Annotated in this window: 17 protein-coding genes and 1 pseudogene; 16 read left to right on the plus strand and 2 right to left on the minus strand. The window is 43.5% G+C overall.

From position 1 onward, the window contains the following. The first annotated feature begins 1 nt into the window (after window position 1). The 5 genes from ACZ5ZC_RS23680 (at window position 2) to ACZ5ZC_RS23700 (ending at window position 4,720) form a co-directional block, all read left to right on the plus strand. Entirely contained in the window at window positions 2-538 is a 537-nt protein-coding gene (locus tag ACZ5ZC_RS23680; RefSeq protein WP_464932367.1) for a DUF1833 family protein, read from the plus strand. Beyond that, entirely contained in the window at window positions 538-966 is a 429-nt protein-coding gene (locus ACZ5ZC_RS23685; protein WP_464932368.1) for a phage tail protein, read from the plus strand. Before ACZ5ZC_RS23680 ends, ACZ5ZC_RS23685 begins: the two co-directional genes overlap by 1 nt. After that, the gene (locus ACZ5ZC_RS23690) at window positions 923-3,739 is read left to right on the plus strand and encodes a host specificity factor TipJ family phage tail protein (RefSeq protein WP_464932369.1); all 2,817 of its coding nucleotides are present in this window, start codon (window positions 923-925) and stop codon (window positions 3,737-3,739) included. Before ACZ5ZC_RS23685 ends, ACZ5ZC_RS23690 begins: the two co-directional genes overlap by 44 nt. A gap of 41 nt (window positions 3,740-3,780) precedes the next feature. Continuing rightward, a complete protein-coding gene (locus tag ACZ5ZC_RS23695; protein ID WP_054867985.1) occupies window positions 3,781-4,041 on the plus strand; it encodes a hypothetical protein in 261 nt (86 codons plus the stop codon). 313 nt (window positions 4,042-4,354) lie between these two features. Next, entirely contained in the window at window positions 4,355-4,720 is a 366-nt protein-coding gene (locus tag ACZ5ZC_RS23700; RefSeq protein ID WP_054867986.1) for a hypothetical protein, read from the plus strand. A 351-nt stretch (window positions 4,721-5,071) separates the two neighbouring features. Here the strand turns inward: ACZ5ZC_RS23700 and ACZ5ZC_RS23705 are convergent, their stop codons facing one another. Further along, window positions 5,072-6,031: an integron integrase gene (locus ACZ5ZC_RS23705; protein WP_464932370.1), complete on the minus strand. Its 960-nt coding sequence runs from the start codon at window positions 6,029-6,031 to the stop codon at window positions 5,072-5,074. Window positions 6,032-6,851: 820 nt separating this feature from the next. Here ACZ5ZC_RS23705 and ACZ5ZC_RS23710 point away from each other — a divergent pair. The 6 genes from ACZ5ZC_RS23710 to ACZ5ZC_RS23735 all read left to right on the plus strand — a co-directional run bounded on the left by ACZ5ZC_RS23710 (window position 6,852) and on the right by ACZ5ZC_RS23735 (window position 10,688). Next, window positions 6,852-7,304, plus strand: a complete 453-nt coding sequence (locus ACZ5ZC_RS23710; protein WP_464932371.1) for a DUF6998 domain-containing protein — start codon at window positions 6,852-6,854, stop codon at window positions 7,302-7,304. Window positions 7,305-7,439: 135 nt separating this feature from the next. Next, window positions 7,440-7,838 carry an SMI1/KNR4 family protein gene (locus ACZ5ZC_RS23715; protein ID WP_054867988.1) on the plus strand — a complete coding sequence of 133 codons (399 nt, stop codon included), beginning with the start codon at window positions 7,440-7,442 and terminating at the stop codon, window positions 7,836-7,838. Window positions 7,839-7,980: 142 nt separating this feature from the next. Beyond that, window positions 7,981-8,355, plus strand: a complete 375-nt coding sequence (locus ACZ5ZC_RS23720; protein WP_054867989.1) for a nuclear transport factor 2 family protein — start codon at window positions 7,981-7,983, stop codon at window positions 8,353-8,355. Window positions 8,356-8,511: 156 nt separating this feature from the next. Beyond that, entirely contained in the window at window positions 8,512-8,943 is a 432-nt protein-coding gene (locus ACZ5ZC_RS23725; protein WP_005386969.1) for a T6SS immunity protein Tdi1 domain-containing protein, read from the plus strand. 151 nt (window positions 8,944-9,094) lie between these two features. Further along, window positions 9,095-9,529 carry a GNAT family N-acetyltransferase gene (locus ACZ5ZC_RS23730; protein WP_054867990.1) on the plus strand — a complete coding sequence of 145 codons (435 nt, stop codon included), beginning with the start codon at window positions 9,095-9,097 and terminating at the stop codon, window positions 9,527-9,529. A 154-nt stretch (window positions 9,530-9,683) separates the two neighbouring features. Continuing rightward, window positions 9,684-10,688, plus strand: a complete 1,005-nt coding sequence (locus tag ACZ5ZC_RS23735) for a S66 family peptidase (RefSeq protein WP_065971083.1) — start codon at window positions 9,684-9,686, stop codon at window positions 10,686-10,688. 1,117 nt (window positions 10,689-11,805) lie between these two features. Here the strand turns inward: ACZ5ZC_RS23735 and ACZ5ZC_RS23740 are convergent. After that, complete coding sequence (locus ACZ5ZC_RS23740) at window positions 11,806-12,096, minus strand: hypothetical protein (RefSeq protein WP_054868499.1); 291 nt, start codon at window positions 12,094-12,096, stop codon at window positions 11,806-11,808. Window positions 12,097-12,440: 344 nt separating this feature from the next. On the opposite strand from ACZ5ZC_RS23740, the gene ACZ5ZC_RS23745 reads away from it, so the two are divergent. From ACZ5ZC_RS23745 to ACZ5ZC_RS23765, 5 genes and pseudogenes are all read left to right on the plus strand, one after another. Continuing rightward, a complete protein-coding gene (locus ACZ5ZC_RS23745; protein WP_017188766.1) occupies window positions 12,441-12,707 on the plus strand; it encodes a hypothetical protein in 267 nt (88 codons plus the stop codon). Window positions 12,708-12,909: 202 nt separating this feature from the next. After that, entirely contained in the window at window positions 12,910-13,236 is a 327-nt protein-coding gene (locus ACZ5ZC_RS23750) for a hypothetical protein (RefSeq protein ID WP_054868484.1), read from the plus strand. Window positions 13,237-13,983: 747 nt separating this feature from the next. Then, window positions 13,984-14,363 (plus strand): annotated as a pseudogene (locus ACZ5ZC_RS23755) (nuclear transport factor 2 family protein). Window positions 14,364-14,564: 201 nt separating this feature from the next. Next, window positions 14,565-14,822, plus strand: a complete 258-nt coding sequence (locus tag ACZ5ZC_RS23760; RefSeq protein ID WP_054868483.1) for a type II toxin-antitoxin system Phd/YefM family antitoxin — start codon at window positions 14,565-14,567, stop codon at window positions 14,820-14,822. Beyond that, window positions 14,810-15,112 carry a type II toxin-antitoxin system RelE/ParE family toxin gene (locus ACZ5ZC_RS23765; RefSeq protein WP_054868482.1) on the plus strand — a complete coding sequence of 101 codons (303 nt, stop codon included), beginning with the start codon at window positions 14,810-14,812 and terminating at the stop codon, window positions 15,110-15,112. The genes ACZ5ZC_RS23760 and ACZ5ZC_RS23765 overlap by 13 nt, the downstream gene beginning before the upstream one ends. The last annotated feature ends 81 nt before the right edge of the window (window positions 15,113-15,193 follow it).

Genomic DNA, 15,193 nt, shown 5'->3' on the forward strand with positions numbered 1-15,193 from the left:
TATGGAATCAATAGAGGTCTACTATGCCTCTGCTCCTGTCGATAAAATCCCCATCCACACCATCGAACTCAAAAATGAAGACGCATATCAAAGAGGCGAGCCGGATTCGGTGATTCGTCTGGCTGATGGTTTCTATCAACTTGAAGTCAACGGTGTCGAGGGGATTTACCTTGGACTCGAAGATGGAGCAGAAACCTTTTTCCGCGCTTCGGCGTTTGGTGTGTCGTTGCCGGGTAAAAGCGTCAAAGGGAAACAGAACCTGCAATTCCAAATTGATAATGTGACGGGTGAGGCCCGTCACTTTATTGATAAAGCATTGGAAGATGGCAGCAAAGTTACCATCACTTACCGTTTCTACCTTCACCCACACCTGTCCGCACCTGCTGAACCACCACTTACGCTGACCGCCGTCAGTGAGAAAGACAACATCCAAACCGTGGGTGTGGTGGCGTCGTTTCATGATTTGGTCAACCGAGCGTGGCCAAAACGTCGCTATACACCAAGCATCACCAAAGGACTCAAATATCAGGGAAGCTAATGATACTCAATGACTTAATGAACGTGCCATACCTTGACTATGGCCGAGATGAGAACGGTGCGGATTGTTGGGGCTGGCTGCGTTTGGTCCGACACCATCACCATGGTTTACCGCTTCTTAAAAGTTTTGGGACCGTGGACCCAGACGATAAAGCTGGCATGACCAACGCCTATCATCAGCTGCTCGATAACTATGTGGAAACCAAACCGATGGATGGCGCGATTGCCTGTCATTTGATTGGCGACACGCTGGTTCATGTGGGCGTGGTGGTTAATGAAGGTGGTTTAAAAGTCGCTCAGACAGGACGAAAGGCAGGGAGGCCATGGCTCTCTCGGCTGTCTGATTTTGAACGTATGTCGCTAATAACGAGGTATTACATCGAACATGAGTATGTTAGTGGTTTACCCCAACAAGCTAGATCGCAGTAAGCGTGAATTCACTCCGGTCCCATCTGGAAAAACGCTTAATGACTGGATGTCGGAGCACATCAAAGGTTACTACGTATCGAACACGCCACCCTTTTCCTACTTTGTGAACGGCGAGCAGAAAACACCGTCAGACTGGTTTAGTTATGCCTGGCAAGACGGTGACTATGTAGAACTGGTGGCAGAGCCTAAAGACCCGATTAATATTGGTTTGGCTATTATTGCAGTGGTGGCTGCTGGCGCTGCTGTTTATGCGATGAGCCAAATTCCAGACAACCTGCAGAATACGACGCCTGAAGGCAGCCCGATCTATGATGCGAATGCGCAGGGAAACCGAGCCCGTTTGATGGGGATCATCCCTGAACTGTTTGGCCGTCACAAAACGTTTCCTGACATCATTAGTGAGCAGCACTGGTATTACTCGGAAGATGAAGAATACCTGTTGATGATGACTTCTCTTGGGAATGGTGAATATGACTTTACTGCTAATGAAGTTTTCATCAGTGATACGCCTGTCTCGAAATACGCAGGTGATATCAGTTTTGAAGCTTTCCCACCAGGTGCCGATGTTACTGGCCATCCCGCGCATGAAAATATTTACACCTCACGTGAGGTTGGGGCGACGTCTTCAACATCTGGCATCGAGCTTGAGGGCGCGGTTAACTCCATCACGCCAGTTCAGGTTAACGTAGAAAACGATACGTTAGGCGTTGTGACGGATGTGGATGGGCTGCTGACTGAGTATTGGCCTGTGGAGTGGGAGAAGGACGACATCATCAATATCACCGGCTCATTGGGTGCAAGAGAGGTAACGCATGTTGGCTTCTATGGTGGCTGGCGTAATGAAAACGGCGTAGACAAACTTCAATTCTGGTCAACGGACGCGGATATTCACAATTGTAAGACCGGTGATTATATTGAGTATCCGATTTCTTACTACGAACCTTCTTCGGGTGGTGACCCCATCGTTGAATATGACGTTGGAATGATTTATTTAAAGTACACGTTTGAAGAGAGCGGGGAGACGTACTATGCGCTGACCATCATCGACAAGTTAGGCGCAGTGGTACCCGTTAGTTCTGTACCCTTAGAAGCCCGTAGTTATCCGATTAAGTTTCACGGAGCGGATGATGGGCGCTACATCATTTTGGATGTCACCGATACAAAGGCTCAAGTCGAACGTCTATATCCAGGGAATGATTTTGTGCAGACATGGTGGTCGGCTTTTACGCATCAAGATGTCAACGAGAACTGGACGCTTGAAGCGGAAATGTCACTTCCCGGCAAGCCAGCTGGTCCTCACTTTGCTTGTCCTGCCTCTGAAGTCACAGACAAAATCTTTATCGATTTAAAACTGCCCGATGGCCTTGGTTACGTCAACAAGAAGGGTGGCATTGACCAACGCACTATCCAAGTCATGATCGAATGGCGTGGTGATGGGGAAACTGAATGGAATCAAGTCCCTTACGAACGAACAGGCAGAACCCGAGATCAGTTAGCGGATACGATCCCCATTGAACTGGGCAGAATGGTAAGGCCAGAGGTTCGGGTCTATCGTATTACCGAGGATAAAAAGGACTTTAAGTACCTGGATAGAATCGAGTATCGAAGACTCAAATGCCGACTGGAAAGCAACGCCAGTTATGAGGGGATGACAACCGTCGCGTTTAAAATTCGCGGCAGTAACGCCTTATCGCGCAGTTCGGAAAACAAGCTGGGTGTTATTCCAACGCGCAAACTGCAGATCCCTGATGGTTTTGGAGGCTGGACCGAAGAGCTTTACCCTACTCGGGACATTGCGCCAGCGGTGAGGCACATCATCTTAGATAGTGGATTAACCGACGTTCAGATAGGCCACTATGAGCTGCTTCGCTTACACGAGGTATGGAAAGCTCGGGGTGATACGTTTGATGCGGTATTGACGGAAAGCAGCACTTTGTTTGAAGTGCTCAAGAAAGTGCTCGCTATCGGCTATTCAGAGCCAACATTGTACTACGGTCAAATCGTACCTGTGCGAGATGAGCCGAGAACCACGTTTGATTTTCAGTACCAGCCAGACAACATGCTCGGTAAGGGCTTGGAACGCTCAGGCAGCTTTATCCGTGAGGAAGAACCCGACGGTGTTGAAGTGGAGTACTTCTCGACGAAAACATGGAAGCCAGAAACCTTGCTTTGTTTGCTGCCAGGTGATCTTGGTCTTAAGCCAGAAAAGGTTCGTGCGCTTGGCATCACCGACCCGAAAAAAGCGTGGCAGTTTGGCATACGGGTTCGACGTAAAAAGCGTTACCGCCGCTTTCAGTACACCTTCCGAACCGAAATGGATGCCTTCAATTCTAACTATCTCGATTATGTAGCGCTGGCCGACGATGTACCTGGCTATGCGCAAAGTGGACGGTTAGAAGGGTTTAACATTAAAAATGGCAACACGCATCTGTGGTTAGACTTGCCATTGGAATGGGGCGAAGGGGTTCACCACATCGCACTGCGGAAGCCGGATGGAAGAACATCGGGGCCGCACATTGCCACCAAAGGTGGTTCCCCTTATGAGGTGGTCATTACCACTGGCTTAGGCTTTAAGCCGTCTTTGGATGGTGAGATGGAGCCACCGCTTTGGTTATTTGGTGAAGCGGATAACTGGTGCTATCCAGCACTCATTAGCGATGTGACACCGCAAGGAACGGAGAAGTGCAGCGTTAAGGCATTTAACTATGACGTGCGAGTGTACGAAGACGATGACAACGAACCCGATGAAAACGGGTACCCGAAAGTGGCTTAGGTGAAAACCTAAGCTTTTTTATATCTATAAAAGGAAATGATATGAAGCGAATTTGGTCGCTGTTCATGCGCTTTCTGTTGGCGCTGAACATGTTTGTGCTGCACTTGCTGACTGGTCGGCCTGATCTTACGATTAGCGGATGGAGCTACATTCGTGCGCAGCAAGGCAAGCGCTCGCCCATTAAGTTTATTGATTGGCTGTTCTTAAAGCTTAACAAGCAGGAGGACCATTGCCGCAAGGCGTTTGAATGGGAACTCAGCGAATCACGCAAGTTTTACTATGAACACCGACCCTACCTATAGCCTTGTATGGGCCGCTATGTGTCCATGGACCCAAAGCCATTAGGTAGCAACAATACGAACAAAGAAGGGCCACTGCATTGCGCAGTGGCCCTTTTTTTATTTCCTCTCCAATCACTTATCCCCAACACCACTCACCGCTTATAAATAATCCCGATCACTCAGAACTGTAGTCCTCTTTGGGGAACCGCTTTGTTGTAGGATGTCGAGCCATGCTAATCGCTCAAGGATTATGCAATCAAATCAAGTTATTACATACAATATTAGAACCATATGCAATAATGCGCGCTCATAATTAATAACAATAAGGTTTAATATGAAAAAGGTACTATTGTCTATTGCAATTGCAGGTTCTTTGCTATCTACGGGCTGTGCGCAGCGTGTTGCCGATTTTACATTAGCTTCGACAAAGAACGTCGATCTGAATGGTGGTAATTTTGTTAAAGGGCCTCGCGTAAGTGGTGAAGACTCAAAGCCAGTAGTTATATTTCCTCTAGGGGTTCCTAGTGTGAAAGAAGCTGCTGATAATGCTATCGAGCACGATAAGTGCGCTGTTGGCTTGACTGATGTTACAGCTGATTCAAAGGTTTTCTCGTTCCTGTTTGGGTTTATCGCTTATGAGGTCGAAGGTGACTTAATTATCGATAAGTCTAAACCTGGCTGTGAAAGCTGGCACGGATAATAAGTTGATGGATGGGGAGTATCGAAATGGTACTCCTTGTCTGGACTTATTTAAATTAGTTAGAGCTTAATTCTTTTGATCCAAAGCTACGATTCTATTAAATCTTACAGGTTACTCTAATCCAGTTTATGTCTAAAAATGTGTCGCGAAGATCATTTGAGCTTCTGTCGCTCCACCACACCCGATCTGACTCTTTCTTGTTGCAATAAATGGGGCAGATTTGGGGCAATCATGGGGCAAATTAAGCATGCAATTTTGAAGATTTAGGGGTTGCTGTGATCATTCAAGAATTGAAGGTGAGTAATTAGATGTGATGCGTTATGCTTTAACTTTTTGATTTTAAATTGTTTATTATAATTCCACCAATTGCGGTACACTTTTGTGGTTGACATGGTGAACTGAAGTATAGATTTGCGTGGTTTTTACATCGGTGTGACCAAGCTGCTCTTGTACTGTTCTAATGTCAGCACCAGACTCCAATAAATGTGTGGCAAAGCTGTGCCTGAGTGTATGGCATGTTACTGTTTTCTCGATACACGCATCCGTTGCAGCGCGCTTTACCGCTCTTTGTATTGCACTTTCATTGATATGATGCCTTCTGAGCTCTCCGGTGTCCCGATCTGTACTTAACTTTGTTGATGGGAATAAAAAGTGCCAGTTAAAATCTAGCTCCGCTTTTGGGTATTTACGTCGTAAACCTTCAGAGATGTATACACCCGCATAACCAGGCATGTGTCTATCTTTAAAATAGTAATCTCTTGCTAAATTAACCTGAGCTTTAAGCGGCTCATGTAGCTCTTTTGCTAACGTTACGGTACGATTTTTACCTCCTTTTCCTTGCCAAACACGAACTGCGCCATAATCATAATCGATGTCCTGAACTCTTAAGCGCAAACACTCCATGACTCGAAGCCCTGAGCCATAAAGCAACTGAATATGGAGTTTATACCTCGGGTCGATATGTTGAACGAATCGTCGGATCTCCTCCCTAGTTAATACAACGGGAAGTTTCTTTTCGGTCAGGGATTTCTGAAATCTCATATCAAGTGATAGTGGAGTTTTGAAATAATCACGATATAAAAATGATATTGAGTTTAGTGCCAAAGCTTGCGTTTTTACCGCAACTTTTTCTTTTACCGCTAAGTAACTCAGGAACTGAACGACATCATCTTCTGCTAGTGTCGAAGGGTGGGCAAGCTGGTGGAAAGTGATAAAGCGTTTTATCCAAAATAGATAACTTTCGATGGTTTTATTCGCATAATGACGAGTAAGCATGTGCTCTTTTACACTAAGTAAAAACTGACTTTTCATGATAAAAAATGACCTGTTTATTTATACAGCTCCCTTAATCTATCACCTCTTTTGTAATTAGCGTGTATTGCGCCGTCTAATTGCGCGCGCGACCACACATATTCATACTGTTTTTCTATTTGTTTCATGCATATAGGTGCTACGATTCATAGCGCTTTTGATCAGAAAGAAGGCGGTAGCCTGCTAGAAAGGAGGCAAATTGCCGTATAGAAAGCGTTATGTTTACTTGTATTTCAATGGCTTAAAGGTCTTAGGCTTTAGTTCTTTGTCCCTCTGGCGATTCGTCCCTAGTAGACTCAGCAAATCCACATTTTCGGTCTAAGTTCTTGAATTTCTCAGCCCGTAAAGCATGCCAATGTTCGCGGGTTGCTTCATTGTCAGGTCGAGCAGGCTAGCTTCTAGTTTCTCTGGCTTAAAGCTGCTTTGAGGCTCTTTCCCAAGTAACATCCTACTTTGGCAGTAGTCTCGGCAACTAACCATTGTTTGGCGCTGTTGTGAGAAGAGACTAGGGTGTTTGTTGGTGCTTTGTCGGGTTGCCTCATTGGGCAGGGAAGTGTTCATACTTGTTTTGGGTTGGTCGCCTTTGGTAGCCGAGCTGGTTCTTACCTTGTGGTTTGGTTCAGGAAAATGGTCTTAATCATCAGTTCTTTCTCAAGTAAGTCAGTAACTTGTGGTAAAACATAACAAACAATTTAAGAGTGATTCAGCACGCTCGGCAATTTTGGTTTGGGTCGGGTTTCGTGTTTACGGTGTTCCAGTTGAGTGTCGTGGTAGCGTGCTTCACACCTTAATTGGGCGTTAGGCGAAAAGAGGTATTAAATTGGATCACGAGAAATTTCAAAGCCTAGTTAAAGGCTTGTACCAGACTGTATCAGAACTAGAAAATATGTTTCCTGGTAGACACTTTACTCCTGACGGTCACATGGTTGGTAGTCTGGGAGAATGTCTGGTAGCTGACGCTTATAGGCTTGAACTATTGACTGCTTCTAATAAAGGTTTTGACGCACTCAGTCCATCAGGAGCTAAGGTTGAAATCAAGGCAACTCAATCTACTCGTGTCGCTTTTAGAAGTTGTCCAGAGCATGCAATAGTAATTAAGATCCTCCCAGACGGGACATTTGAAGAATTCTATAACGGCAGTGGCTCACGTATTTGGGAGATGTTTTCAGGCAAACCTCTACCCAGCAACGGGCAATATCAAATTGCATTGTCGAAGTTGGCTACCTTGAACAAACAAGTGCCAGAATCCGAAAAACTTGAGCAATTCGCCTAACAAACAATTTAAGAGGGATTCCCAACGCTTGGCACTTTTGCTTCTACTTCAATTTTAGTGTTTACGGTACAATGCTTTAGGTTGGGTGGTAGCGTTGCTCACCCCTTAATTGGGCGTTATGCAACAGAGGGCTTCATGGAATTTTTAGATAGACCTGTAGGCGCAAATCAGGAAGAAATACACAAGTTAGAAACTATATTTCAAATAACTCTTCCTGAAAGTATGTTGAATTGGTGGATTGTTAGCGATGGCCCTATAGTCTATTTTGGGTTCAAAGAGTTACAGTTCTTTTCTTTGTCGGAGATATACGGCGAAGATATTTATTGGGTAAAGCACGATATGCCTGGTGCAATGCCAATTTGCTTAGATGGTAATGGAAATATTTGCGTGGCCAGAATTGAAGGTGGTGTTATATCTGGCTTTTATGTCGTTGATTCTAGTGATTTAGGTTGGGAACAAGCGAAAATTATAAGCTGTGAATTCTTAAAGTTTGTGAACGATAGCTTTTCACCTGAAGAACGACTAAATGCATAACAAAGCATTTAAGAGTGATTCTCAACGCTTGACACCTTCAGTTCAAGGTTAGGTTATGTGTTTACGGTGCAATGGCTTGGGTTAGGTGGTAGCGTTGCTCACACCTTAATGCGGCGTTATGCGATATGAGGAAGTTGATAGTATGGAAAGCAATGTAGTTAAAGAAATAATTGAAGCAGAGGAGAAGTTAAAAATTTCAATGCTCAATTCAGATATGATTGCCTTGCAAGACTTATTGTCTGATGACTTGGTGTTTGTTAATCACCTTGGTCATCGAACTTCCAAACAAGACGATATAGCACTGCATGGCTCTGGCTTACTAGCTATTAAGTCAATTCAATTCCATGATCTTCACGTAGTACCTCAGAAGAATGTCGTTTTGGTTTACGTAAACGCGGAAATCAAAGGCAGTTATAATGGGGCTGTAGCAAACGGTGAGTTTGCATTTTCTCGTGTTTGGACAAAGCAAAAGGGTAACTGGCAGGTTATCTCTGCGCACTCAACAGTTATCGCATAACAAACTGTTCAAGAGGGATTCGCAACGCGTGGCATTTTCACTATGCGTTGATTTTAGTGATTAAGGTGGTTTGTGGCTGCTTTTGTATTGCGTTGCTCACCCCTTAACAGGGCGTTATGTGTCAATGGGTTTTTAAACAGAGTGAGAAAGATAAAAATGCAGTTTATTTGGGAAGTCTCGGACGTAGAAATAGATACCTTGTTACCTCAGTGGAAATGGTTGCTTAATCCTACAGGGAAACCTTTGTATCTAACCATCATGGGTGACTGGCTATTTGGTGAAGTGGATGGCTCAATTTCATTGTTATCGGTTTTAGATGGTACCTATGAAACAATTGCTTCGGACTTTCATGAGTACAATAAAATGAATAAATCACAAGATTGGTGTGATAATGTCTTTTTAACTAGTTGGTACGACTTGGCGCTCGAACACGGGCTACAACCAAAACAAGACGAATGCTTAGGTTGGAATCTGCATCCAATTATTGGTGGTGAGTTTTGTATGGAAAATTTGCAAGTATTTACTATGAAAGTATATCAATCACTAATGTCTCAGTTGCATTTTCAACTTCAGCACGCAAACACATAACAAACTGTTTAAGAGTGATTCGCAACGCGTGGCATTTTTGCTATGCGTTGCGTCTAGTGTTTAAGGTGGCATGCGGGAGCATCGGTATTGCGTTGCTCACACCTTAACAGGGCGTTATAAGCTATCCGTAGTTGTAGGTTTGGAGAGTTAGGTGTACGAAACCCGTAAAGCTGAAAATAGTGACTATGAGTTCCTATTCGAACTTAAGAAATCAGCAGAATTTGAACCAATCAAAGCTGTATTTGGTTGGGACGAAAGTGTTCAAAGAGAAATCCATCAGAATGAATGGGACGAAGAAAAGCCCACCATAATTGAAGTTGACGGAGTCGCAGTTGGTAGTTATTTAGTACAGCCTCATTCTGAACATCTGTATTTTGGCCGTTTTTTCCTGTTACCAGAATATCAAGGTAAAGGAATTGGTAGCAAAGTATTGAAATCTGTCATCAAACTTGCTGAACAAAAGTCGTTACCAATCAAGCTTTGCTACTTACAAGGAAACCGAGTTGGGCAACTTTACAAGAGGTTAGGCTTTGAAGTTGTAGGACAGGACGAACAGTTCGTACACATGCTCAAACCACGCTTATAACAAGCAATTTAAGAGGGATTCACAACGCTTGGCACTTTTGCTTCTACTTCAAATTAAGTGTTTATGGCGCAATGCTTTAGGTTTGGGTGGAGGCGTCGTTCACCCCTTAATTGGGCGTTATTTTGCTTATTTTAATTATGGAGGATAAGGGTAAGTGATATTCCCACAAGCTTTAAAAGTTGGTGATAAAATTGGCTTTTTCTCACCCTCATCACCAGCAACGGCTTTTGCGCCAAATCGCTTCAGGCGAGCAAAATCTTGTCTGGAGTCTCAAGGCTTTGAGCTAGTGGAGGGTCATCTTACTGGCTGTTCTGACTCATATCGCTCAGGCTCAATTCTAGAACGTGCAGAAGAGTTTAACCGATTAATCCGTGATCCTAATGTACGGTGTATCATGTCTACAATTGGTGGTAGCAATAGTAATTCTCTATTGCCCTACATCGACTATGAAGCACTCAGAAACGATCCCAAGATTATCATTGGTTACTCTGATGTAACAGCTTTGCTACTGGGTATCTATGCTCAAACAGGGCTTATTACTTTTTATGGTCCTGCACTGGTTGCATCATTTGGTGAGTTTCCTCCCTTAGTTGAAGAAACACTTAAGTCCTTTCTGGAAATCTTATGCTCGGAGTCTGACTCATACCAGTACACAATGCCTTCGTCGTGGACAGATGTTAAGCACGACTGGGAAACTCAAGACTCTCCAAAAACTAGTTACGTAAATGAATGGCAATTTTTAGGTAATGGCCAAGTTAGTGGTCGTATAATTGGGGGCAATCTGAATACCATGGCAGGCATATGGGGTAGCCAATATATGCCTAAGATAGAGCCAGGCGATATCCTTCTGCTTGAAGACTCTCTCAAAGGTATAGAAACAGTCGAACGCTCTTTTGCCCATTTAATGGCTTGCGGTGTGTTTGAAAAGGTTGGTGCAATTGTATTAGGCAAGCATGAACTGTTTAATGACAAAGGGACGGGGCGCACGCCGCTTGACGTTTTGCTTGAAGTGTTAAATGGTAAAAACGTTCCTATACTTTACGGTTTCGATAGTTGTCATACGCATCCAATGCTGGTTACACCTCTGGGTGTTCATGCTTCAATTGATTTTGACAGCCACACTATTGGGCTTGAAAGCCAGTGGGTAACAGCAAAATAACAAAGCATTTAAGAGTGATTCGCAACGCTTGGCGTTTTCGCTTCGCTCAAAGTATAGCCAAGCGTTGCTCACACCTTAATGCGGCGTTAGGCGATGGGCAGGAAAGTTCTTTGTTCTCATCTTCTTAGTTTTCTTTGAGCATTCGTTTTTCTAAGTCGGCAATTTAGAATTGTCGGCTCAACTTCTTGAATCTCTCCAACCGTAAAACATGCCAAAATTCGTGGGTTGCCTCATTGGTTTTCAGTGTTGGATAGTGGTGAGTTTGACTTGCTCAAAATGTGACAAGGGCAAGTCAATTGAGGCTTTCGATTTCGCTGCTAGTTTGTCGCTTTGGCATTTTCGGGTTCAAAACCTGCATTGTTGTTGAAGGTCAGCATTTCGTGGTTGTCGAAATTTCGGCTGAAACATAGTGGCTTTTCTGGTTCTTGAATCACAAAAAGTCAGTGGGTGTTTGGTTGCTTATTTGGTTTCGGGTAATTTGCTTTCAAAACCACTTAAACATTGGTGGGAAACTTCGCCTAACAAGGCGTTTAAGGCGGATTCACAACGCGTGGCGATTTCAGTTCAAGTTAGCTTAAGTGTTTAAGGCACAATGGTTTAGGTTTGGTGGTTGGCGTTGTTCACCACTTAACGCGGCGTTATTTCCGCAACGGATCTCTCAGGCTGAATGTACGTGATTGTAGCCTAAGAGTGAAAGTGGCGGGGTAATAGGGTGGAAAAGCGGCGAAAAGGGCGAATATTGGTCATTTCCATGCTAGCCTTAAAGCGCTTTAAGCGCACCTTAATATGGCGCAGCAATTAAAGAGTGACGCTAAAGCGATTTAAGGTAGTGAGCTGCCAAATACTTCGGCTTCGACTTTTGCCTGCATACCGAAAATTTCTCGTCATATCAAAAGATTAGGCGTAAACATAGCCGACTTTAGTTGCGGAATAACAAGACGTTCAAGGCGATTCGAAACGCATTGGGGTTTTAGTGCCCAAATAGGCACGGATTTATCAGAGTTTATTTTAGGTTAGGGTGCATGTGCGTCTCTCACACCTTAACTGCGCGTTAGGCACCTAATTATAGTGTACCGCTAAAGAGAGGCGTACATGGCACCTCTCCTGAATTTAGTAATTATTTTGCTGCTGCATAATATTTGAGAAGTGCGTTCGCAAGTATTACGCCTGCCATTATTAATGCACCAGCTGCCCTAGTCTTATGTTCAGCTTCATATTGTGCAATAAGGTTTTCCACGAACTCATCAGTAATTATTACTGGAACTGGTAGTGTCATAACCAGTTGTAGCCAACTGTCAGTAAGTTCTGAGCGTACAACATCATTAGATTCTTGATATTTGTCACGTAGCAAAGCAAGGCTTGCTATAAGTTCTTTAGTGGTGAAATCGACTTTAGTTGTAGTTGTCATATATCCTCCTTTGAAACATTATTACGCGTCCTTGTTAATGTTAGCTTGGTGAGCGTAAAACGAGTTTTTATATGCAATGTTGTTGATACGTGTCAATTATTGAGTGATTTGGTAGTTGGATCCAAGATGCCTAACAAACTGTTCAAGAGGGATTCGCAACGCGTGGCATTTTCACTATGCGTTGGTTTTAGTGTTTAAGGTGGTATGCGGCGGCTTTGGTATTGCGTTGCTCACCCCTTAACAGGGCGTTAGGCGCTTGGTTTACAACGTCAGATCAAGCTCTTGGAAGTTATGTCTTAAATCATTGATAATGTGTCCAAACTATCTAGTAACTGAGTTTGTATATGGAAACCTCAAAAAAAGAACTTCTAGCCTTATTAACTAAAGAGTGCGAATTGTACTCGTCTATTCCTGCAAGTGAGCAACAGCAAAAGCAGGATAAAAAGCACTTTATAAATGGTTTGATGACTGCTTGCCGAGTTGTCGGTATCAGTTTTGAAGAACTGAACGCGATAATAGAATTGATGCCTCAACAGCCAAAGTTCAAAGATATAGATGAGCAGTTGTCTATCCCTACATATGTACGGAACAAAGTTGAGATTCAGTTATAAAACGTGGCTACGCGCCTAACAAACTGTTCAAGAGGGATTCGCAACGCGTGGCATTTTTACTATGCGTTGGTTTAAGTGATTAAGGTGGTGTGCGGTGACTTCGGTATTGCGTTGCTCACCCCTTAACAGGGCGTTATATTTTCACAACACTTATCAAATTCATTAATGTTTATTTAATAATCAAATTAATAAGGAGAACTTCATGGCTTTAGCTATCGACACCAATATTCTGAATAGTTTCTATGAATCAGTTTTGAACCGAGTTGCAACTAAACTAAAAATTCAAGATGCAGAGTGGAAGTCGCCACATGAACTCTATAACGAAATAGCTCAAGTAGATGGCTCTATGTATAAGCTTCTGGTTGATTTCTTTGCAGCTTACAATGCTTGGCATAGTGTCCATCAGATTATCGACAATGCAGGCACTCAAGGTCAGTTAACAAACCAACAACAAACAGACTTGGACAAAGCTTGTAATAACAGAGATGTTGCACGTAAAGCTTTGATGAACGCTTACCATCAATTGTAGTAAGCAATACTCAGCGACCTGACTAAGTTTTGTAATTACAAATATAACAATCTGTTTAAGAGTGATTCGCAACGCTTGGCATTTTTGCTATGCGTTGCGTTTTGTGTTTATGGTGGTCTGCGGGAACTTCGGTATTGCGTTGCTCACACCTTAACAGGGCGTTATGTTTACTTGTATTTCAATGGATTAAAAGTCTTAGTCTCTAGTTCTTTGTCCCTAGTAGGCTCAGCAAATTAGTATTGTCGGCCTAAGTTCTTGAATCTCTCAGCCCGTAAAACATGCCAAGATTCGTGGGTTGCTTCATTGTCAGGTCGAGCTGGCTAGGTTTCAGTTACTCTGGTTTAAAGTCGCTTTGAGGTTCTTTCCCACGCAGCATCCTACCTTGGCAGTTGTCTCGGCAACTAACCATTGTTTGGCGCTGTTGTGAGAAGAGACTAGGGTACTTGTTGAATGTTTGTCGTGTTGCCTCATTGGGCAGGGAAGTGTTCATACTTGTTGTTGGTTGGTCGCCTTTGGTGGCCAAGCGTGTATCTGCCTTGTGGTTTAGTTCAGAAAAACAGTCTGAATCATCAGTTCTTTCTCAAGTAAGTCAGTAACTTGTGGTAAAACATAACAAACAATTTAAGAGTGATTCAGCACGCTCGGCAATTTTGGTTTGGGTCGGGTTTCGTGTTTACAGTGTTCCAATTGAGTGTCGTGGCTGCGTGCTTCACACCTTAATTGGGCGTTAGGTGCTTGGAGAAAATCATGAACTCAAAGGAAGTCGTCCTAGCTTTTTGGGATGCGATGAAAACAAATGACTTTGCCAAAGCAAGCGAGTGGCTTAGCCCAGACTTTGAGGGTTTCTGGCCGCAGTCTGGTGAACTTATTATTGGCCGAGATAACTTTACGGCTATCAATTCCTATTACCCAGCGAATGGTGTTTGGGAGTTTACAATTCACTCTGTAGTTTGCGATGGTGAAACAGTTGTCACTGATGTATCAATTACAGATAGTGTCCAAAAAGCACGAGCTATAACTTTCATACCGTTGAAAATGGCTTAATAAGTAAGCAAAAAGAGTTCTGGCCAGACCCAATGGAAGCACAGGCATGGCGGGCAAAATGGGTCAGATTAGTGCAAGATTAAGCTACGCACCTAACAAACAATTTAAGAGTGATTCGGCACGCGCGGCATTTTTCGTATGCATTGGCTTTAGTGGTTAAGGTGGTATGCGACAACATCGGTATTGCGTGCCTCACACCTTAATTGGGCGTTAGCCGTCATGGAGCTTGCTATACTTAAAGTGATAGAATAGTATCACTTTAGTATTCCTTTGGAGCAGCTTTCATGAAAGTAGAACTAGTTACATCACTTAAACGTCAAGCAACCAAGATCCTCGCTGATCTCCACGACACTAAAGAACCAGTATTAATTACTGAGCATGGTAAGCCATCAGCGTATCTAGTTGATGTTGATGATTACGAGTTTATGCAAAATCGTTTGGTTATTCTGGAGGGCATTGCACGAGGCGAGCGTGCACTAGCTGACGGTAAAGTGGTAAGTCATGATGAAGCCAAGGAAAAAATGTCAAAATGGCTGAAATAATCTGGACTGAGCCAGCGCTATCTGACCTCAACGATATCGCTGAATACATAGCACTTGAAAATATCGTAGCTGCAAAGCAGTTGGTACAAACGATCTTCTCTAAAGTTGAACGCCTAGAAACTTTCCCAGAATCAGGTCGTATTCCGCCCGAACTAGAACATTTAAGTTATCGTGAAGTTGTCGTTAATCCGTGCCGTGTTTTCTATAAACAAGACGGTGACAAGGTCTTTATTCTGTTTGTTATGCGAGCTGAAAGAGATTTGCGTAAGTTCCTGTTGAGTAAGCAATAACCTTTGGGAATGAACGGCTAACAAACGCTTCAAGACGGATTCGCAACGCGTGGCATTTTTACTATGCGTTGATTTTAGTGA

This window comes from Vibrio sp. JCM 18905, assembly GCF_055393305.1.